The sequence below is a fragment of the Halobacillus litoralis genome, from assembly GCF_004101865.1.
Classification (GTDB): Bacteria; Bacillota; Bacilli; order Bacillales; family Halobacillaceae; genus Halobacillus; species Halobacillus litoralis_A.
On record NZ_CP026118.1, the window covers coordinates 1,151,279 to 1,172,069 of the forward strand.

The 20,791-nt window shown below is 41.4% G+C and carries 19 protein-coding genes, 1 tRNA gene and 1 riboswitch; of the genes, 4 read left to right on the forward strand and 16 right to left on the reverse strand.

All coding sequences use genetic code 11. From position 1 onward, the window contains the following. Positions 1-164: 164 nt before the first annotated feature. From HLI_RS21515 to HLI_RS05775, 3 genes are all read right to left on the reverse strand, one after another. A complete protein-coding gene (locus tag HLI_RS21515) occupies positions 165-338 on the reverse strand; it encodes a hypothetical protein (RefSeq protein WP_164908499.1) in 174 nt (57 codons plus the stop codon). Positions 339-1,072: 734 nt separating this feature from the next. After that, entirely contained in the window at positions 1,073-2,968 is a 1,896-nt protein-coding gene (locus HLI_RS05770) for a PrkA family serine protein kinase (protein ID WP_128523856.1), read from the reverse strand. A gap of 818 nt (positions 2,969-3,786) precedes the next feature. Next, positions 3,787-3,966 carry a hypothetical protein gene (locus HLI_RS05775; protein WP_128523857.1) on the reverse strand — a complete coding sequence of 60 codons (180 nt, stop codon included), beginning with the start codon at positions 3,964-3,966 and terminating at the stop codon, positions 3,787-3,789. A 205-nt stretch (positions 3,967-4,171) separates the two neighbouring features. On the opposite strand from HLI_RS05775, the gene HLI_RS05780 reads away from it, so the two are divergent. Both HLI_RS05780 and lipA read left to right on the forward strand, forming a co-directional pair. Next, positions 4,172-4,993, forward strand: coding sequence for a lipoate--protein ligase family protein (locus HLI_RS05780; protein WP_164908500.1), 822 nt, complete (start codon positions 4,172-4,174; stop codon positions 4,991-4,993). Between the two features lie 18 nt (positions 4,994-5,011). After that, the gene (gene lipA, locus HLI_RS05785; protein WP_128523861.1) at positions 5,012-5,956 is read left to right on the forward strand and encodes a lipoyl synthase; all 945 of its coding nucleotides are present in this window, start codon (positions 5,012-5,014) and stop codon (positions 5,954-5,956) included. Between the two features lie 36 nt (positions 5,957-5,992). Here the strand turns inward: lipA and HLI_RS05790 are convergent, their stop codons facing one another. The 7 genes from HLI_RS05790 to HLI_RS05825 all read right to left on the reverse strand — a co-directional run bounded on the left by HLI_RS05790 (position 5,993) and on the right by HLI_RS05825 (position 12,075). Further along, entirely contained in the window at positions 5,993-6,253 is a 261-nt protein-coding gene (locus tag HLI_RS05790; RefSeq protein ID WP_128523862.1) for a hypothetical protein, read from the reverse strand. A 493-nt stretch (positions 6,254-6,746) separates the two neighbouring features. Beyond that, positions 6,747-7,223, reverse strand: coding sequence for a tRNA (uridine(34)/cytosine(34)/5-carboxymethylaminomethyluridine(34)-2'-O)-methyltransferase TrmL (trmL, locus tag HLI_RS05795; protein ID WP_128523864.1), 477 nt, complete (start codon positions 7,221-7,223; stop codon positions 6,747-6,749). Between the two features lie 49 nt (positions 7,224-7,272). Beyond that, entirely contained in the window at positions 7,273-8,136 is an 864-nt protein-coding gene (locus tag HLI_RS05800) for an amidase domain-containing protein (RefSeq protein WP_128523866.1), read from the reverse strand. A gap of 244 nt (positions 8,137-8,380) precedes the next feature. Beyond that, positions 8,381-8,929, reverse strand: coding sequence for a methylated-DNA--[protein]-cysteine S-methyltransferase (locus tag HLI_RS05810; protein ID WP_128523869.1), 549 nt, complete (start codon positions 8,927-8,929; stop codon positions 8,381-8,383). Between the two features lie 71 nt (positions 8,930-9,000). Beyond that, a complete protein-coding gene (queG, locus tag HLI_RS05815; RefSeq protein WP_128523871.1) occupies positions 9,001-10,134 on the reverse strand; it encodes a tRNA epoxyqueuosine(34) reductase QueG in 1,134 nt (377 codons plus the stop codon). A gap of 16 nt (positions 10,135-10,150) precedes the next feature. Then, positions 10,151-11,860, reverse strand: a complete 1,710-nt coding sequence (locus tag HLI_RS05820; protein WP_128523873.1) for an ABC-ATPase domain-containing protein — start codon at positions 11,858-11,860, stop codon at positions 10,151-10,153. Between the two features lie 141 nt (positions 11,861-12,001). Next, positions 12,002-12,075: transfer RNA gene (locus tag HLI_RS05825), tRNA-Gly, on the reverse strand. A gap of 478 nt (positions 12,076-12,553) precedes the next feature. Here HLI_RS05825 and HLI_RS05830 point away from each other — a divergent pair. After that, complete coding sequence (locus tag HLI_RS05830; protein ID WP_128523875.1) at positions 12,554-12,742, forward strand: hypothetical protein; 189 nt, start codon at positions 12,554-12,556, stop codon at positions 12,740-12,742. A gap of 317 nt (positions 12,743-13,059) precedes the next feature. On the opposite strand, the gene HLI_RS05835 is transcribed toward HLI_RS05830, so the two are convergent. From HLI_RS05835 to HLI_RS05850, 4 genes are all read right to left on the reverse strand, one after another. Next, positions 13,060-13,980 (reverse strand): DMT family transporter, encoded by a 921-nt coding sequence (locus HLI_RS05835; RefSeq protein WP_241655944.1) that lies wholly within the window; start codon positions 13,978-13,980, stop codon positions 13,060-13,062. Positions 13,981-14,254: 274 nt separating this feature from the next. Beyond that, the gene (locus tag HLI_RS05840; RefSeq protein ID WP_128523877.1) at positions 14,255-14,707 is read right to left on the reverse strand and encodes a hypothetical protein; all 453 of its coding nucleotides are present in this window, start codon (positions 14,705-14,707) and stop codon (positions 14,255-14,257) included. Between the two features lie 211 nt (positions 14,708-14,918). After that, positions 14,919-15,443, reverse strand: a complete 525-nt coding sequence (locus HLI_RS05845) for a hypothetical protein (protein WP_128523879.1) — start codon at positions 15,441-15,443, stop codon at positions 14,919-14,921. 197 nt (positions 15,444-15,640) lie between these two features. Continuing rightward, entirely contained in the window at positions 15,641-16,813 is a 1,173-nt protein-coding gene (locus HLI_RS05850) for a TraB/GumN family protein (RefSeq protein WP_128523881.1), read from the reverse strand. A 504-nt stretch (positions 16,814-17,317) separates the two neighbouring features. Beyond that, positions 17,318-17,419: riboswitch (purine riboswitch) on the forward strand. 83 nt (positions 17,420-17,502) lie between these two features. Here HLI_RS05850 and ade point away from each other — a divergent pair. Continuing rightward, entirely contained in the window at positions 17,503-19,242 is a 1,740-nt protein-coding gene (gene ade / locus HLI_RS05855; RefSeq protein ID WP_128523883.1) for an adenine deaminase, read from the forward strand. A 103-nt stretch (positions 19,243-19,345) separates the two neighbouring features. On the opposite strand, the gene HLI_RS05860 is transcribed toward ade, so the two are convergent. Continuing rightward, a complete protein-coding gene (locus HLI_RS05860) occupies positions 19,346-19,777 on the reverse strand; it encodes a DUF559 domain-containing protein (RefSeq protein WP_128523884.1) in 432 nt (143 codons plus the stop codon). A 171-nt stretch (positions 19,778-19,948) separates the two neighbouring features. Continuing rightward, a complete protein-coding gene (locus HLI_RS05865; RefSeq protein ID WP_128523886.1) occupies positions 19,949-20,470 on the reverse strand; it encodes a DUF6241 domain-containing protein in 522 nt (173 codons plus the stop codon). Positions 20,471-20,791 lie beyond the last annotated feature (321 nt).

Genomic DNA, 20,791 nt, shown 5'->3' on the forward strand with positions numbered 1-20,791 from the left:
CAAAAGTTTTGAGTGGAGCCTTGTTTAGACACGTATAATACCCCCAAGTAGTTGTTGGCCTGTTGTTTATTCGAAAACGTTTCCAAGTCCATGTACTATTATAGAATTGAATTGCTCACGTATTCAACAAATTTCGTTTATTTTTTCAAATTACATCAATTTCATTATAACAAGAAAGACGCACCATCGGGTACGTCTTTTTCACTTTTTACCATTAAAGTGATATAAAGTTGTCCCTCTTCATCTTCCAAAACACGATCGACCATGTCATAGGTCTTCAATAAAAAGCTGACCCATCCCGCATTCTTGTCTGTTCGGAGCCTACTGTCAATCGCCATTTAATTGCATCACGGCTTTGGCATGTTCGCTCAGCTTAACAGACAGAACCTTGCAGAGCCGGCATTGAATGCTGGCTCATGTATTGGGAAACAGAAGCTCTGGTAGCTCGACCATCTTACGTGTCATTTTATCTGCAGAGGACAAAAACACCCGAGAAGCACCGTTATGGTGTAAGTGATAAAACTATATTCCATGAAGCGCCAACAGATTATGAATAGCCGGACATTCCCGCTTACGCCGTTGACACCGGGAGGCATTAAACTAACCAGCCCATGTAATCAAGTTGGCCTGTACTTAAGTTTGAGAGGCTTCGTAAAGCTTCATAATCAAATTTTAATAAGACGGGAATTCATTTTTTCAATGATTCGTCCATTTTGTTTGTGGTTCTGAACTTGAATATTATTTTCCGGATAAGGTTGAAGTCATTGAGAATAACTAACAAGCACTATAGACAAGTGATTGAAATGTTGTTGAAAAATTCCAGAACACCGCTTTGTAACTAGTATCTCCAAACTTGTTTAAAGAGATACTACCTAATCAATCTAGTTCCCTGTTCCTAGAAAAACAAAACGTTCATTTCCTGAATTACTTTCTTAGGAAGATAATGATGCTGTTTTGGGCTTATATACAAGTCGAAACTGGCTGTTACATGCAATCTGAAATTTGTCATTATAACAACACAAGGAACCGCTCTCTTATGGAAGATAAGAGAGCGGTTCCTTTGTGGAAATTATTATCGATTCAATAGACTTCCTACATATTTCAGCAACTCATTTGCAGAACTGGAATTATATCCATGCTCATCAACAAGTGTGGCCACAACCTCATTGACTTTCTTCAACTGCTGTTCATCAGGAGTCTTCGTGGAGGTCGTGATCTTAACAACATCTTTCAAGTCAGCGAAAAGTTTCTTCTGAATCGCTTCACGCAAACGCTCATGTGATTGGTAATCGAACTTCTTGCCTTTACGGGCGTATGCGGATATACGGATTAATATTTCTTCACGGAAGGCTTTCTTCGCATTCTCTGACACACCGATTTGTTCTTCGATTGAACGCATCAGACGTTCATCCGGATTCAACTCTTCACCTGTGAGTGGATCTCGCAATTTTGCCTTATTACAATAGGCTTCAACATTGTCTAAATAGTTGTTCATCAAAGTTACAGCAGACTCTTCATACGAATAGACAAAAGCTTTTTGTACTTCCTTCTTAGCAATTTCATCGTATTCTTTTCTCGCTAAGGAGATAAAATCTAAGTACCTTTCTTTATCATCATTTGATATTGAAGCGTGGCTGCCCAGCCCATCTTTCAAGGACCGTAATACATCCAGGGCATTGATCGACGTCAATTCTTTTTTAATAATAGTAGATGAAATACGGTTGATGACGTACCGTGGGTCAATTCCGCTCATTCCTTCATCAGAATGTTCTTTCTTCAGTTCCTCAACATCCACATCGCTGAAACCTTCCAAAATTTCGCCATCATACAGACGCATTTTCTTCAGTACATCAATAGAAGCTTTCTTCGAGTCTTTCAAACGGGTCAAAATGGTGAACATGGCTGCTACGCGTAAAGTGTGTGGAGCAATATGAACATCCTTTATATCACTTTCACGAATCATCTTCTCATAAATGCGCTCTTCCTGGCTGACTCTTAAATTATAAGGTACCGGCATAACAATCATCCGCGAATGAAGAGCTTCGTTCTTCTTATTGGCAATAAAAGAACGATACTCAGCTTCGTTGGTGTGTGCCACAATTAACTCATCGGCTGATATCAAAGCGAAACGTCCCGCTTTAAAGTTTCCTTCTTGAGTCAGACTCAGCAAATGCCATAAGAATTTCTCATCACATTTCAGCATTTCCTGGAATTCCATGATTCCGCGGTTAGCTTTGTTCAATTCTCCATCAAATCGATAAGCACGTGGATCTGATTCTGAACCATACTGGGCAATCGTCGAAAAGTCGATCGACCCCGTCAAATCTGCAATATCCTGTGATTTCGGATCAGAAGGACTGAAGGTACCAATGCCTGTACGCTTATCTTCTGAGAAAAAGACTCGTTCGACTAATACATCCTCGATTCTTCCTCCATATTCCGTTTCAACTCTCATCGTATTCAAAGGTGACAAACTGCCTTCGATTCGGATGCCATACTCTTCCTGAAATTCTTTTCGTAAGTGACTTGGGACTAAGTGCAGAGGATCTTCATGCATCGGGCATCCTTTAATTGCAAAAACCGCACCTTCGTCTGTGTGAGTGTACTTCTCCATTCCCCGCTTCAGTAAATTGACGAGCGTCGATTTACCACCACTTACAGGGCCCATCAATAATAGAATTCTTTTCCTGACATCAAGCCTTCTGGCTGCAGGGTGAAAGTATTCCTCCACAAGCTTTTCCATCGCCTCATCAAGACCGTAGATATCTTCATCAAAAAACTTGTAGCGTTTATGGTCGTGCTCCTCTACAACTCCCGCACTTTTAATCATATTGTAAACGCGGGAATGGGCGGATTGAGCTAAATGAGGGCGCTCCTTTAGTAAATCCAGATACTCTGAGAATGTACCTTCCCACTTAAGTTCCTCTTCATGTTCCCGGTGGTCTTGTATTTTTTTTAAAATGTCCACTTCGCGACCTCCCCCGTCGTAAGAGACGAATTTTAATATATCCTATGCCTGGCTACAGAAAAACATGTGTAATAAAGAAATGCGGAGCCACCCTGGTAGACATGACAAGCATAAGACAAGCCTTGTAGTGGAGGTTCTTTCTCCACGTAAAGGATTGACTTATGACTCGAATGTCTGGGTGGCAGAGCTGGACACCTCACAAGAAATGTGGAAGCGGCTTGGTAGACCCGACAAGCATAAGACAAACGGCACTGTGGGGCGCCTTTCTCCACAGAGACGGTTGACTTATGACCTCGAGGGACTAGCCGCTGCAACTGGATCATGATACGAAATGCGGAGCCACCCTGGTAGACATGACAAGCATAAGACAAGACTTGTAGCGGAGGTTCTTTCTCCACGTAAAAGATTGACTTATGACTCGAATGTCTGGGTGGCAGAGCTGGACAACATCCAAGAAATGTGGAAGCGGCCTGGTAGACCCGACAAGCATAAGACAAACGGCACTGTAGAGCGCCTTTCTCCACAGAGACGGTTGAATTATGACCTCGAGGGACTAGCCGCTGCCTCATGAAACGAAATACGGTAACACCCTGGAGATCCTCCCCCATAAATGAATTTTGTCTTATGTTCTCAAACGATTCGGTAATACAGCTCGACCAAATAACAGACAAAGACAAACTCTGAATTAGAAATATTGAATTTCTTTGATGCGGACTATGTGCCATTTGCTTAAAAGACACAAGGAAGATGCCCCATACACTTAAGCCTATGTGACTGCAGGCAATAAATTGACACAAAAAAAGGACTGCTCCATAAAGTCAGTCCTCTCCATAATCTTTCTCTTGGTTATGACGATGCCGTTTAGACAACCCCATCACTAAAAAGGTGATAAATAAGAATATATTCAACCAACGGAAATCGTCGTAAAAAATAGCTAATAGGGCCCATATGGCTGCACTGATTAAAAAAAGCATGCTTGATATCAACGTTTGACTCACGATTCATCCCTCCTTCTCCCATTATAGAACATCCTTTAGTTAATGTATGTAAAGTTAACCGTCCTCCCATAAGTATGATGGCCTATTCAGAACTATGATTACAGCCTTTTTTCTCCCTTTGCAAATTTTGACACCACTCTGCAGCATTGTTAGAATTGTTGTGAATATTTTAACTGGATAAAGTGCTACACGACAGAAAGAAGGATTGCAAATGGATACATGGTACTTTGTCGACTCTGGTCACTGTACTCCTGCTATCAATATGGCATTGGATGAAGCATTGATGAATTGGCACCGCCAAGGGAAGATTCCCCCTGTCATCCGCTTTTATGGATGGAAGCCAGCCGGCCTGTCCGTTGGCTATTTTCAAAAAGTCAAAGGCAAAATCGACCTTGAAGGTGTTCAGAAGCATGGTTACAAACTGGTTCGTCGTCAAACAGGGGGCAGGGCTGTCCTACATGACAACGAACTCACATATAGTGTTATTGTTTCAGAAGATCACAAGGACATGCCAGCTTCCGTTAAAGAAGCTTACCTGGTCCTCTCAAAAGGGCTGCTGAAAGGATTTACAAACTTAGGCATTCAGGCTGATTTTGCTATACCTGATGGTAAGTTGGACGTCGCTGGTTCTGCCGTCTGCTTTGAAGAACCATCATGGTATGAGCTGATTGTCGATGGAAAGAAAGCAGCAGGAAGTGCTCAAACACGTAAGAAAGGTGTCATTTTGCAACATGGTTCTATTCCTATTGATGTAGATGACATGAAACTTTTCGACATGTTCATTTATAAGAATGAACGTATTAAAGAAAGAGCAAGAAAAGCATTTGGAGACAAAGCTGTTGCCATCAATCAAATACGTGAAGAAACAGTTGGTTTTGATGAAACGAAAGCAGCTTTTAAAGATGGTTTTGAGAAGGGTTTGAATATACATTTAGAACCTTTTGAACTCTCAGAGGAACAATGGCAGGAAGTTAAACAGATTGCAGAAGAACGCTATGAAACAGATGATTGGAATTATTCCCGTTAAATAAAGGAGTGGAGAGCGTTGGGCAAAAATCAAGACTACATAAGAAAACCAGAATGGCTGAAAATCAAAATCAACACGAACAAATCTTATACCGGACTAAAGAAACTGATGCGCGAAAAGAAATTGAATACGGTATGTGAAGAGGCACGCTGCCCGAATATCCATGAATGCTGGAGTGAGAGGAAAACAGCTACCTTCATGATTCTAGGAGATACGTGTACACGTGGCTGCCGTTTCTGCGCGGTCAAAACTGGTCTTCCAAACGAGCTCGATTGGGGCGAACCAGAGCGTGTGGCAGAATCTGTTGAAATTATGGGATTGAAGCACGTTGTTGTTACAGCAGTAGCCCGCGATGACCTGGAAGATGGGGGCGCTGCAGTTTTCGGTGAGACTGTTAAAGCAATCCGCCGTCGAGTCCCTGGCTGCACGGTGGAAATTTTACCTTCAGACATGAAAGGCGATTACGACAGCCTGCACACACTTATGGGTGGAGAACCTGATATTTTCAATCACAACATCGAAACTGTTCGTCGCTTAACAAAAAAGGTTCGCGCGCGTGCTATGTATGATCGATCTCTTGAACTGCTACGCCGAGTCAAAGAAATCCGTCCTGATACACCTACAAAATCCAGCATTATGGTCGGGCTTGGAGAAACCAAAGAAGAAATCGTGGAAGCTATGGACGACCTTCTCGCTCACAATGTCGACATCATGACTATTGGTCAGTATTTGCAGCCAACGAAAAAGCATTTGAATGTTGAACGGTATTATCATCCTGATGAGTTTGAAGAGTTAAAGCAAATAGCGCTTGAGAAAGGGTTCAGGCACTGTGAAGCAGGTCCGATGGTGCGTTCTTCTTATCACGCTGATGAGCAGGTCAATAATACATCCGCTCAGCGCCGCATTAAATATATGGAAGGTTATGAATCTCAAGGGAAAGAATTAGATAAGACCAACTTTTAATCATTAATATCGCCCCTCGATGAGGGGCGATATTTTTTACCAGAACCCGCCATACGGGGGACGTCCGTAATACCCGCCATAATAAGGAGGTCGATTATAATAGGGAGGTGGATATCCATAGCCTCCGCCACCGTAGCCTCCACCACCAAACCCGCCATAAAGGCCAGGAGCAAGAGCACCACCTAAGAAGCCACCGAGCAGCCCGCCCGCGAACGGTCCGAAAAAGAAGAATCGTTCATCTTCATTACGAAAATCTTCCTCAACGTCATACGGGTAATAATATGGGTATTGATTCATTCATACTCCTCCAATCCATCCTTGGTTATTCACCTACCCTTCACTCTATGTAATCGCCCGGTACAACGTATAGGCATCTGTCATCCAACACAGGATAAATTTAGCTGGACAAACAATTCACATCTTTATTGAAATGAGTTATAATATTCGTTAGTAATGCTTGTCTGGCTATTAAAAGGAGGACCATACATGAATCTAACATTGATCATTCTTGTCTGTGTCGCATTTCTGACAGCTATTTTCGCCGCAGGATACGATACTAAAGCCGGTAAACCCAGAAAATAAATTCATGAAAAACGCACCCTTATCAGGTGCGTTTTTTTGTATATTCAAGTATGTTAGTCTGAATTCTTCATATCGTGTGGAACCAATACCTCTAGAGGGGCACAAAACCTTCATATGGACGCAGTTAAGAAATCTACAGACTTCGATTCCTGATTTTCCTGAATGACAGAAAAACGACTCCATAAGGGAGCCGCTTCAAAATGAACCATCATTTGATCAAATTCGGGAATCCTTGCTGCTTCAGAGCATCGAACAAGATAATCGAAACCGTGTTGGCCAAGTTCAAAGAACGCACATGATTTGTCATCGGCACGCGTAAACATCGATCTTCAAGGCCTTCTAACAACTCCGTGGGAATTCCGTCACTTTCTCGTCCAAAGACGAACATCAAATCTTTGTCCGAGTCACCAAAGTCAAAATCCGCGTAAGACTTCGTACCGAAGTTTTCAATATAATAAAATTCACCGTCTGGGTACGTCTCATATAGTTGGTGGATGGAATCATAATAATGGACATTTACTTGATGCCAATAATCCAACCCTGCTCGTCGAAGCATCTTATCATCTGTGGAGAATCCAAGCGGACGAATGAGATGAAGTTCTGAGTTCGTAGCTAAACATGTACGAGCGATATTTCCAGTATTCGCGGGAATTTCGGGTTGAAAGAGTACAATGTGATTCGGCATATGTTTCACCTCAGTCTAATCTTAGTCAACTAAGATATTATATCATCCTTCAACCATCGATTCTATAAAATTTGTATTGAATGTCAGACGTATAGGCTGTCGAGTCTTCATAATCCCAATACCGGTGGCGGCTGTTTGATGTGTGGGCATTCACCAGAGGCATTCCATTGCCATCTTTTTTCACAACGAATGTATTGTGATCAAAACGCCCGTTCCCTTCAAAATCATAACAAATTACATCACCTGGTGAAAGCTGATCTGCTGAAGATACTTCCGTGGCAGTCAGCCCCTGCCTTGCCCCTCCAAAATACCACCTGAGAGCATGAGCGACACTCCAGCTGTAGCTCCATGTCCCGTTTCCATACCACCAGCCTCTGCCTCGGTTAGGAGCCCCCCAAGTCGGCGCTCCTCCTGCTCGTAAACATTGAGATACATAATTGGTACAGTCCACATCAAAATGCCGGTATGATGGATTATAGCTATCCCACCAGCGATCAGCATACCTTACCGCTTCTCTTCTGTTATAAGTGAAACGCACGTGTTCTCTTTCCTCTTTGTCGATAAAATCAAAGGAAAGTTGTTTATCTGCCCTTCCCCCTTGTTCCGTCTTGACTTTATTATCGGATATCTCTTGCCCTATAAAATGAACTTCTCCAACGTACAGCCCCTCTTCTAAGAAATTGGACCGTCCGTCCTTTACTAATATGGAGAGTGTCAAAAAATATTGCAGGATGGTGTGATTTTCATATGCGAACCTATGGTATGGTTTCAAATGGAAAGTGATCCGTTGTAAGTGTTGGCCTCTGTTTTGAATACCATTCACTTTGTTTTTCAACCACACCTCTTGGTCTTGATCAATCAGCTGATCCATCACCTTTTCCCAGTATTTCTGCAATTGATATGTATGGCTCATCCTTCTTCCCTCCTCTTTAATCATATGAAGAGAAAAGGAAGAAATGAATGAAAGCAAAAGCGCAAGCGTCTTGAACAGCCTCGACAAGCTTAAGCAATCCTTTGAAGTCGCGGCTTTTTTCCAAAGCAAAGTGCTTGTTCATGACCTCGGAATGGTAAAGGATAACCATAAATTGATTCACAATCATATAGTTAATAATTTCCAGAGAACAAGAAAAACGGCTACTCCAATTGGAATAGCCGCTTTATAATTGCTGTGTTACTGTATGATGTTCATTTTCAAATTCTAAGAGTTTTTGTTTTTTATCCAAACCACCAGCATAGCCTACCAGTTTCCCATTACTCCCGATGACACGATGACATGGGACGACAATGGAAAATGGATTTTGGTTGATCGCTCCCCCTACAGCACGAATCGCCTTTGGTGAATGCATAGAAGCAGCGATATCTTTATAAGAACGAGTTTCCCCGTATGGCGCATAGTGAAGAAGGGCTCGCCAGACTTGCCTTTGAAAATCTGTTCCATAGCAATTAAGCGGGACATGAAACTCCGATCGGTTTCCCTCAAAATATTCCATAATTTCAAGCATGGTTTGCTTCACATACTTATGCTCGGGGTCGTAAACCAACTCCCCTTTAAGGAAATGTTTCCTTTTCCAAGATTGATAGGAAGAGAGCCGCTCTTCATGATGGCCATAATCGATGCGGCATACTCCTTCATCATTGGCTAATACAGTCATTACACCCAAAGGAGTTTCGAATGAGTCATAGTATAAGAAAGAATGATGGTTCATAGCCAACCCCTTCTTTTTAACAGTTTTTTCTATTATACAAGAGCCTTTCCTGATTGAAAAGGTACATTTGGTCATTGTTTTTGAAATTGGACACCTTTTTCCATTTCAAACAACACCTGTTCATCCTCTTCTCGCTCCATCGCTTCCTCGATTGCAGCGAAACATTCCGGTTTGCCGATTTTCCCAAGCCCCCAGGCAGAAGTCCCTCTGATTACCGGCCTTGGATCTTCATTCATCAAACGGACAAGTTCATCAATTGCTGTTTCATCACGGTAATGAGCCAGGGCTAAAATCGCGTTTCTCTGAATCGGTTTTTTTCCACGCCAAGAACCGGAAATGAACCCGAATTTATCCTTGAATTGACGGTTGGAAATGGATAATAGTGGCGTCAATTTCGGTTTAGATACTTCTGGGTCTGGTTCGAGTTCCTCGTGGTTATGAAAATCTTTTTTGCGATTTTTTGGACAGACGGTTTGGCATGTGTCACAACCGTATAATCGATTTCCGATTTTAGTGCGGAACTCATCCGGCAAAAAGTCTTTCGTCTGTGTTAAGAAAGCGATACAACGTTGTGCGTTCAATTGACCGCCCTGGACAAGCGCACCGGTCGGACACGCATCTACACAAATGTTACATTCTCCACAGCTGTCATTCACAGGCTCATCCGGGGCAAAAGGAATGTTGGTAACCAATTCTCCTAAATATACATATGAACCAAACTCAGGAGTGATCACGGCACAATTTTTTCCACTGAAGCCGATACCCGCTCTCTCTGCGACAGCACGATCAGACAATTCACCCGTATCCACCATCGATTTCAATTCAACTTCCGGAAACTTCTCTTGCAGAAAAGCTCCGAGTTTCTGCAAACGATCGCGCAGAACGTTATGGTAATCCTGTCCCCAGGAAGCACGGCAGAAAATACCTCGCCGATCTCCCTTTTTACTTCGAGGAGCATCGTGCATCTTTGAAGGATAAGCCAGGGCAATCGATATGATGGATTGAGCACCAGGAAGCAGGCGACCCGGTTCTGTCCGTTCTTCTACACTTCCTTTTTCAAAGCCAGACTGATACTCTAACTCTTGCTGTCGCTTCAATCTCGCTTTAAGCTCACCAAACACATCTGCAGAGGCAAAACCAATCTTATCGATACCGATTTCTTTGCTGTAGGCGATAACCTCTTCTTTAAACTGGTGAAAATCCACCCTGACGACCTCCCTTCTATCTTAAGTCTTTAACTTTTGCTGTACGGATCCGGTTGAGTGTTGCTGCAATTTCAAACCTTCTTGGTCTGGCAAGCTCTCCTGGATGCTGATCTTTAAACGGTGCGAATGAAGCAAGACCATGTTCATTGAATTGCTGGTCGATTTCATCTAATAAGTCGTGTAAAGAACGTTCTTGCTTTAGCACACCTTTTTTATCTAAATGCATGACAATATCTGCGATCATGCGAGTTTGAGAAGTATCTACCAATTGTTCTACGCCATCTAAATCGATATCCACAGCACCCATCAGAATTTTTTTCTGACCTTTGGCTTGAACTTTTTCCTTTTTGCCTTTACGTGTCTGCAAGCTGGAAGGTGAAAAGGAACGAGCGGGAAGTGCCCCGAATGTTTCTTCCGAAGAAGCGGTCCTTCCATTCGGATATTGTGCCGCGATTTGCTTAGCTTTTTCAGTTACATTATAGGGAATATATTGATCCATCATGATTACATCGTCAGCTACATTGAAATAATCCCCGGATCCGCCCATGACCAGGATGGTAGAAACGTTAAGATCATCACGCATCTGTTTGATTTTATCAATGAATGGCGTAATCGGTTCTTTTTCTTTAACGACCAGTTCTTGCATCCGCTCATCACGAATCATGAAATTGGTCGCACTTGTATCTTCATCAATCAGCAAACTATCAGCACCTGCTTCTAAGGCTTCAATGACATTTGCTGCTTGCGAAGTACTGCCGCTTGCATTCTCTGTTGTAAAAGTAGTCGTATCCGTCCCGTGTGGCAGGTTTTTAATGAATGGCGATATATCCACCGTTGTCACACGCCGGCCATCTTCTGCTCTTACTTTGACGGCCTCTGGATCTGTGAGGACATATTCTCTGCCATCCCCTTTGATATGAGGATACACCCCACGCTCCATCGCATTCAACAGGGTACTTTTACCATGATAACCCCCACCTACGATCAATACAATTCCTTTGTTCAGAGCCATGCCGGAAATAGGCTCCTCCCGATGTGGGATAGAGAATGATACACGGTTTTCCTCAGGACTCTTGAAAGCCACAGCCTCTTTCATCGGCCGTTGACTGATGCCACTCTCACGCGGCAAAACTGAACCATCTGCAACAAAGGAAATCCAACCATTTTTATTCATTTCATCATGTATTGCCTGGTGCTGGTCTGCTAGTTTACATGCATCTTCCAACTCTTCATCTTTTATGGTGAAAACAGACTGCTTCATGATTTCAGGAATAATCGAGAAAAAAAGCTTCTCTGCCTGCTTTCCATTGATACGTCGCCCATTTGCAGGCAAACCTACTGTCAAACAAATCGTCACGTCATTTTCATTAAAGGAAACGGCTGTACGCTCAAGGATCTCCTGCCCAGGTCGATCGATAGCGACCATCCCGCTTTTTCCTGAACCTTTGACGCTTGTCTGTGTTTTTGCAATAGTTTCAGCAATGGCTCGTGTCAATCGATCTTCCGCATAATACTTCCTTCGTGGTTCTTCTTTCCAGTCATTGTCTATTGGCCGATGGCGATCGTCGATACGGACTCTTATCTTCGAAGGTGCGGCAAACGGATCCCCTTGCACATAATCAATAAACAAGTCATAGGTTTGAAAAGAGTATTTCCCTTGAATTTGTTTATAGCTTTTATAGCTTTTTCCATCAATTTGTTTTAATTGTTGTTGTAACTGCTTCATATTTTGGCCTCCTATGTTAAAACGATCTACTATAGGGTGTATCCAATTTTCATCAATAAAAAACGCAATGCTTCGTTACTCAATTAACGAAACACTGCGTTGGTTCACATAAGTATAAAATAAATGCATCACAATAGTGAATGGAGCGGGTGAAGGGAATCGAACCCTCATCATCAGCTTGGAAGGCTGAGGTTTTACCACTAAACTACACCCGCATATTTAAAATCTCATTAATCATGTTGTCTTAAAATCATGTCATGCTCCTTCCTCTACTCGATTATTCAAGGAAGTGATATCCGTCGGAGCAACTCGCAGTTTACTCGGCAGAAGCTTTGCTCGTGGCTGAGGTTTTACCACTAAACTACACCCGCATATTTAAAATCTCATTAATCATGTTGTCTTAAAATCATGTCATGCTCCTTCCTCTACTCGATTATTCAAGGAAGCGATATCCGTCGGAGCAACTCGCAGTTTACTCGGCAGAAGCTTTGCTCGTGGCTGAGATTTTGCCACTAAACTACACCCGCGTGAATGTATGTTCATAATCATGATTACAATTGCCATTATAACAATCGAAATCTATCGATGCAATGAAAATTTTGATATTTTTTGTCGAATATTCTCTTATTCTGAGATCATCGCTGAAACTTTTAATTAGCGTAGACGTATGTTATAAGAAGGAGGGAGAAGCTAATGATTAATCTTTTTCTCGGAATTTGTATGGTCGGTATCACTTCACTTATTGTATGGAGTTATATTTTCGATCCGAACAATGGTCTAGTAGTCTCTTTTACAAAGAAAAAGTTTATACTTACCCTTGTCGTCTTGAGTCTTATTACAATTTACTTATTATCCACTGGGATCTACCACTCCTTCCTGTAAATCAATGGGAACGACCTTTATTTAACACCAGCTAACTAAAGGGAACCACTGAAATAGCAATCCCCTTTTTAATTCCTTCTGGATTGAAATACGAAAATCAATGAAAAAACGACAAATGCGAGCAAATGAATAGAATCAATGAAGAGTTTGAAAAGGTCGAACAGAACTGTTGTACTCAAACCGCACACCCCCACAGAAGGATTTTGCGAGGTTTCCTGGCAGTGCTTCGCAAAGAAGATAGTGGGTTGAAAGCTAAGAAAGTTCAGCGGTGTTTCGATATTTGATTATATATTTTATTGTGCACTGAATCTAAAACTTTATGCTTCGTTCACCTTACTTTTCACGCCTCTATGATTCTTTCTCTTCTTACCGATTTGTGTCGTCAACACGACTCCGGATATAACCAATAGCGCTCCCGTCACTTGCATCAGAGTGATCTTTTCTCCTAACCATAAGTAAGCTCCTCCCATGGTGAATACAGGCAGGAAATTCAGAAATACAGAAGCTTTCGAAGCACCTAGCTGTTCCACGGCATTATTGTAAAAAATGAGAGCAATCAAAGATGGGAAAATCCCTAGATACAAGAAGCCGAGAATATAGTCCACTTTCCATAAATACGGGACGCCATACACCCACCATTCTATAACGACGAATGGAAATAAAACGAGGGTAGCTATACTTGTCATCATAAACAGAGCACCTAATGGCGGAAACAGATGGATGGATTGTTTCACAACAATCGAATACACTGACCAGGATAAAATGGCTCCGATCATAATGATATCCCCTATATTCCAATTCAGCGAAACTAAGTTCCCGAAACGCCCATCTATAACCACCCAAAGGGCACCGGTAAAGGAGATGATCACTCCGATCCATTGAAGTGGCAATAAGCGTTCCTTCAATAAAAACGCACTTAAAATTACAGTTAAAACAGGAATGACAGTCTCAAGAACGGATACATTAGTTGCAGACGTATATTGTAATGCCCCGTAAATAAACGTATTGAAAAAAGCCACTCCCGTTAATGTCATGATTAAAAGTGGCCGCCTGTGGTTCCAAAAAGTCGCCCTATGTTCGCGTGCGCTGCGGATACCGATAGGGAATAGGAAAATCAATGCAACAAACAAACGTAAAAATGCAATGGTGAATGGAAGCAAGTCATTCAATGCTTTTCCAATTAAAATATTCCCTGCATAAAATAGTACGACGAAAATCAAAAGTATGTATGGATACACAACCCCCAGCCTCCCCTGCATATCTTTCTTAATCCAATGTAACATGAATTCACTTCTATGAAAGCTTAGAGGTGCACACAAGAACAAAAGTATAAGCGCATTTTAACCCGACAAGCATAAGCCAAAAACGCCGATGACGTTCTTTGTCTCAGAGAGGATTGACTTAAGACGTCGCCGGGGCAGGCTTTGCCTTATGAAGCATGTAATATTCACAGCTGATATTATAAGTATTAGACGATAAAAAAAAGAGCCACCTAAGCGGCTCTTTTTCCATTTATAAGACCACCGTGTTTTTCAAAGCAGCGATCAAATTCTCAAACTCTTCTTCAATCTGACTAGTAATATCTGATTTTCTGTAGGTTTCATCTTCTTCCATTGAGAGTCCGGGTTCAATCATTAACGTTCGCCCACCTATAAATACAACTTCGATTTTACGAGGCGGAGTGTTCTCTTTCAGGCTATACTCTTCAAAATACTCCTTCAACGAAATGATTTTTTCCGTGAAAAGTGTTTCCTTCTTCAAAGACATATCAGGTGAAAGGCTGAGAACGGTCAAAGTACGGTCATTCCGATTTACAATGAACAATTGCTGCTGCCCAGAACTTAGAACTTCCAATGAACAATAGTTGTCGGATTCAAACAAATCTTCCGTAAACTCAAGGACTGCCGCCGATCTCAGTTTGTTCAAATCACCTGTACTTAACCTTTCTTTGAGAGGGATGGACATGGAATGAAAACCTCCTTAAAGTATCTTCACTCTTTCCTTCCCCTATAATGATAGGAAACAAACCAGACCACTAAAAAATAAACAAATTTTACCACAAACAATAAGGAGCAGGGATTCTAAAGTTCGACGGTTTCGACACACTCTTGTATAAATAGAGATTATTCTCAAAAAGCATCATTAAATCCAACATCGAACCTACTATTTAATGAGCTTACAATCGGTCGTGGATATACTTAAATAAATTCACTGTTTCAATATAGACATCAATACTTTTATTTTCAATTGAAAGAGCAAGCTTTCCGCTGGCAGTTTTAGCTAGTTCGCGGATTTCTTCATCATTTGTAAGATCCAGGAGTTGTTTGATCATATCTTGTTTTTCCTGGCTGTCTTTTTTCAAAGCTTTCCATTCCTCTTTTGTATCCATTTCAATCGATTGTAAATCCTCCGTGACCCCTTGACCTAAACCAGAGAACAAATCTTTCACTTGGGCGTTTTCTTTTGCACTCTCCTGTATCGACCTGAGAGTTCGTGGATCTACTATTTCTTCTTTCTGTGCTATCACTCCAGCCGTTTCGTCCTGCTCGATCGTCACTGTTTCATAATTATCCTGACTTTCGATATTCTGAATTGCGTTTACTTCAGTGGCTCCTTTTTCATCTATTTCTGCTAGTTGCCACACACCAAAACTGATCGCCAGCACTCCCAGGATCGATGTTCCTTTGACGAACTTACTCATATCCATTCCCTTCCTATAAAGTATTTCCCATTAACCCTATGTATTTGATTTTTTCGACAATTCTCTTTGTAACACAATTGTAACATTCCCAAGAAATACCGTAAACGTAATTGTTGGATAAAAGTGCAAAAAAAAGAGAAGCAAATGCTCCTCTCTTGAAATGGTTTCTATAAATGGATGGTGGGCAGCCAAGCACTCTATAAATTTTCAATGAATAGGCGGATGACATCAGCTCCACCAATGAAAGTACCCAGTGAACTTCCTATGTTAGCAAGTACGACAACCAATAAAATACGAGTTACTTTATTGTTCCAAAAACCTTTGACACTTGTCACATCATCCGAAAGTGTTTCAAAGTCAGCCACATTCGGCCGACGGAAATAGGCTTGTACAATTCCCGCAAACCAACCTGCTGCTATTAAGGGGTTCAATGATGTGATTGGAGCAAGAACAAATGCTGTCACCACTGCAAGGGGATGTGCCAGTGCAGCAGCAGCACCAATGGCAGAAAATGAACCATTCCATAAAACCCAGCTGATCGTTTGTTGTGTTCCGGCAGCTGGATTAGCCCAAAACGTATAAAGGATGATCGATAAGATAAGAAACGGGATTGACCAACCAATAATTTTGGGAAGCTTTGACTTAGGTGGCCTTTGAGTCAACTGCTTCAAATCATGCTCTTTATGAATTTCCTCTTTTATACCTGGTACATGAGCAGCACCGAGTACTGCCACCACTTTTTCACCTGGTGCTTTTCTGATTTTCTGGGCGAGGTATTGGTCTCTTTCATCTATAAGCGGTTTTTTCAAAGCAGGAAAATTATCCGTCAGGTCTTGCAGCATACCGTCCAGCATATCCTGGGACTTCATTTTTTCTAATTCCTCTTCAGAAATTTTGTCATTACTGAAAATCCCATAGAAAATTGATAGAAGAAGCTTCCCTTTCCCAATGAAACCAATGTTTCCCCAAATCCGTGAAAAGGTAATTTGAATATTTCTGTCGGCTAATACCAGCTCAGCCCCTGTCTTCTCTGCTGAGTCCATTCCCTGGATCATTTCCTGCCCAGCTTGGATTCCGAATTGTTGGGCCATTTTTCTCTGGAAAGATGAAATTGCTAAATTAACGAGTAAGAGCGTGGCTTTTTTATTTTTTATCACTTCAAAAATGTCTGTATTTTTCCAACGGTCGCCATCCTTAATTGACTGGTACCTTTGTTCATCAAGTTCTACACAGACCGAATCCGGTTGTTCATTTTCAATTACCTCTTTAACCTGTTCAGCACTCTGTTTAGAAACATGAGCCGTTCCGATCAGAATGTATTCTTTATCATCAATGTGAATGCGCGTAATGTTTTCTTCCATGACAGCCATATAATCCTTCCTTTTATCCTATGTACGAATTTTTACTCTCCCTCTAATACTAAACTAGAATAGACCATTTGAGAATCCTTTCCTATGGGATCAGTTAAAGTTAGTGGTTGATAATAAGTGAAGTTCAACTATAATAAGCCGATGGGTAATTGATAAAACCGATCAAGTCAATCACCCCCGCTGTAATGAGTACGAGAGCCAGTCCAATGAAAATAAGACGAATGACTTTGTGACTTGTTTTCTCTGTTTTGAAATGTTTGATTCCTTGTAAGGGGAAAAATAAAATGCATAATCCAAATAGAAGAGTAAAAATAAAAAAGATAACACACCTCCAAAGCAAATAAACTGCTCCCCCTTCCATACGAATGACAATTATTTCAGTTTCAATAAAAATTACAGTGTGAACATTTCATGATCGGTAATAGAAGTTAAAGGTCAACATTCACCTTATAAAACCACTGTTGCATTGACAAACCTGTAAAGGAAAGATAAAATCTCTATAAATTATAGGAATAATGAATTACTCGTATATTTTTGGAAATAGGGTCCAAACGTTTCTACCAAACTACCGTAAATGGTTTGACTACGAGAGGGATAGGCGGCAGTGTCATGAGCAGTCGCTATCCTTCTTTTGTCGAACCCTAGTGTCTGAACTAGGGTTTTTTTATATCAAAAGGAGGGGGAACATCATGAAAGTCAATCAAGAAACCATGACTAAAAACATTCAAATAGCTATTAAAGAATTACCCGCAGACCTAGTCATAAAAAACGCTAAGGTCATTGATGTGTTCAACCTGGAAATCCTTCATACAGATGTCGCCATTGCTGGGGGACGAATCGTGGGGTTAGGAAAATATGAAGGGAAAGAAACATTTAATGCTGAGGGCAAGTTTTTAGCTCCTTCCTTTATCGATGGGCACGTTCATATTGAATCATCTATGGTGCCCCCGTCTAAGTTTGCCAAAGTTGTTCTTCCGCATGGGGTTACAACTGTCATTACTGATCCCCATGAAATAGGAAATGTGCTGGGTAAAGCCGGCATAGAGTTCATGATCGAGAACTCAAAGAAACTTCCATTAGATGTCCTTTTCATGTTACCTTCCTGCGTTCCTGCTACCCCATTTGAAAATTCAGGAGCGAAACTTACCGCTGAAGATCTTCGGCCATTCTTATCTCATGAACAAGTCTTAGGATTGGCCGAAGTGATGGATTATCCTTCCTTAAAAAATGCGAGTCCCTCTCTTCTTGAAAAAATAGTTGAAACACGAGCCCAAGGTGGACAAATCGATGGCCACTTGGCTGGGTTAGATGAGAATGCTGTTAATGTTTATACGAGTGCAGGAGTTAAAACAGACCATGAATGCAATACATCAGAGGAAGCATTGCATCGATTAAGACGCGGGATGTATTTAATGATTCGAGAAGGATCTGTGGCCAAAGATCTAAACGCAATACTCCCTGTCGTCAACGCTCACAACTTAAGACGCTGCCTGTTCTGTACAGATGACAAACACATTGATGACCTTATAAAGGAAGGCAGTATCGACCATCATGTACGCTTAGCAGTCAAGCAGGGTTTTGACCCGTTGATGGCAATTCAAATGGCAACGCTAAATCCAGCTGAATGTTATGGGCTCCAGCAAAAAGGGGCAATTGCTCCCGGCTATGAAGCGGACTTTCTTCTTTTTGATGATATGAAAGACCTTGATATCACCCATGTTTTTAAAAAAGGACGATTAGTCGCTCGTCACGGGAAATTTATAGAAGAAGATATTGAAACCAGCCAATTGCCAGAAAGCATAAAAGGCACAGTCCACCTCACGAAGTTGACTAAAGCATCGCTTGCCATCCCGATGAATGGCACTAGTAAAGCAAACATTATCCAGATGTATCCAAACCAACTTAGAACTACCCATATCACAGAAGATGTGAATGTGTGTAAGGGTCATTTTCTTCCCTCCGTAGGAAATGACCAACTAAAAATCGCTGTTATAGAAAGACACCATAAGACTGGAAATATCGGCCTAGGGATTATCAAAGGGATCGGACTTCAAAAAGGGGCCATCGCCACAACGATTGCTCATGACTCACATAACATTGTCGCAGTAGGGACGAATGACGATGATATTCTGAAAGCAATCGGCCACTTAGAAGAGATGGGAGGAGGATTAGCAATTACTGAAAACAGCACCCTGCTTTCCTCTCTCCCGCTTCCCATCGCCGGCTTGATGTCAGACCGAAAATCGGAACAAGTGGATGCAGGCTTGAAACATATCCATGAAACACTCTACAAACAAGGATTCAGAGGACAATTCAATCCTTTTTTAACCTTGTCCTTCATGACATTGCCAGTCATACCTTCGTTGAAAATAACTGACAAAGGTTTATTCGATGTAGAAAATTCAAAGCATATAAAGGTTTCTTTATAATCTGGTATATTTAATAACCATCTCACAAGGTGTCACACACAGTTATTCTGGACAGTAAAAGAGATCAGGCGCTAGCCTGACCTCTTTTATACCCTAACTAGTATCAGCTTGAATTCGACTTATTCGTCAGCTCTCGGCTGATCTTTTCAACGACCCTTGATAAGTCTTCATCAATACGTGCTCCACTGAAACGCAAAACCGTCCATCCATGATTCTTCAAATACACTTCCTTTTCCCATTCATCATCCATCTCGTAAGAAGAGTTGAGGAAATCCTGTTCGATGGCTTCAACAGCGATCTTAACTGAAGGAAAAGCTATATCAATACTGTACTTACCAACTTGATAATGAAGACCGGGGCGCAGACCATAAGAAAGTAATCCATCATAAAGTTTCTTTTCAAGTGTTGAATTGAATTGTTCATGGTCTTCACCAACGGATTCATCATCGTCTTTTCTTACTCGTAACGTTAATACGATGGAGAGAATAAGCAACGACATAAAAGCTGAATACTCAATGAACATTGTTATATTCATAATAATCACCCACTATCATTCTATCCAACAACCACCCTATTCTATTCATACGATTATGACCAAACAAGGTCTAGTTCTTCCTTTTCAATAAATTCAAACACAGAAAGGACTGAATCACATGAGCTTTTTATTTGGTCAAATAAAAAAAGGGCGGCCTAACGCCGACCTAGATTAATCAAAATACCTCTTAATATATTCTTGTTCTTCCTCTGCATTCAAAAGCCCAGTAGCTCTCCCGACGTTACCCCCTTTCCATTGCCAAATGGTATTGTGTACTTCAACGGCATTCTCGAAATCACCACGTCCCCATGAGGTTAAAGTTTTCTCATAAAAATCATAATTCTCGTATTCCTTCGATGTTCCTTCTATTTTCAGTAAGACCGCCTGCATTTCTGCGATTCGATCAGGTGTAATACGCAAATGGCCCGCCCACTTTTCATTTGATTCAACTTTTTGGTGCGACATTTTATGTATCATATCCTGAAAGAATGATTCAGTAGGAAGGTTGTCTGCGTCAACTGCTTCCACCTCAATTGAATCTACCTGCTCTTCAAATTCTTTTTGCGCCTTTTCCCTGTTTTCAGCTTCTTGCTGTTGATCCTTAATATCCGTTACAAGCAGAAAGAGAAAGATACCACCAAGGACAATAGCCAAACTACCAAAAACCCCAATAAACCACTTGTATTTATTCAACCCCTCATCACACCCTTCTTCTGTCCTGTAAACTTTATAAATAGTATAAAGGAAATTTTTAGGAATTTGAATGCAAACTCCTTTGTTGCCTCCGTATTTCTTTGTAACAGTCTACGAGCATAACCAAATAAAAATTTGAAGGCGTTGGTCACACCCCACTGAAGACCATCCGTTTAGTGAAGTGATGTTCTTCACCGCAAAGGGATAGATGAAGTCCGGCTAAAATCGCACAATCACCCCTCACCACGTGGATCGTGAGCTCTTTTTAGAAATTCAGGACCTTTCCAAAAGCTCATGTTTATCACTTTGGTACAAAGGGTA

Excerpts from the sequence above, each read along its gene's own strand:
- HLI_RS05800 (WP_128523866.1), bottom strand. The coding sequence starts at position 8,136 with ATGAGCCATACATATCAATTGCAGAAATACTGGGAAAAGGTGATGGAT.
- ade (WP_128523883.1), top strand. The coding sequence starts at position 17,503 with ATGAAAGTCAATCAAGAAACCATGACTAAAAACATTCAAATAGCTATT.
- HLI_RS05850 (WP_128523881.1), bottom strand. The coding sequence starts at position 16,813 with ATGGCTGTCATGGAAGAAAACATTACGCGCATTCACATTGATGATAAA.
- HLI_RS05840 (WP_128523877.1), bottom strand. The coding sequence starts at position 14,707 with ATGTCCATCCCTCTCAAAGAAAGGTTAAGTACAGGTGATTTGAACAAA.
- HLI_RS21515 (WP_164908499.1), bottom strand. The coding sequence starts at position 338 with ATGGCGATTGACAGTAGGCTCCGAACAGACAAGAATGCGGGATGGGTC.
- HLI_RS05810 (WP_128523869.1), bottom strand. The coding sequence starts at position 8,929 with ATGAACCATCATTCTTTCTTATACTATGACTCATTCGAAACTCCTTTG.
- HLI_RS05820 (WP_128523873.1), bottom strand. The coding sequence starts at position 11,860 with ATGAAGCAGTTACAACAACAATTAAAACAAATTGATGGAAAAAGCTAT.
- HLI_RS05860 (WP_128523884.1), bottom strand. The coding sequence starts at position 19,777 with ATGAATATAACAATGTTCATTGAGTATTCAGCTTTTATGTCGTTGCTT.
- trmL (WP_128523864.1), bottom strand. The coding sequence starts at position 7,223 with ATGCCGAATCACATTGTACTCTTTCAACCCGAAATTCCCGCGAATACT.
- HLI_RS05790 (WP_128523862.1), bottom strand. The coding sequence starts at position 6,253 with ATGAATCAATACCCATATTATTACCCGTATGACGTTGAGGAAGATTTT.
- HLI_RS05845 (WP_128523879.1), bottom strand. The coding sequence starts at position 15,443 with ATGAGTAAGTTCGTCAAAGGAACATCGATCCTGGGAGTGCTGGCGATC.
- HLI_RS05830 (WP_128523875.1), top strand. The coding sequence starts at position 12,554 with ATGATTAATCTTTTTCTCGGAATTTGTATGGTCGGTATCACTTCACTT.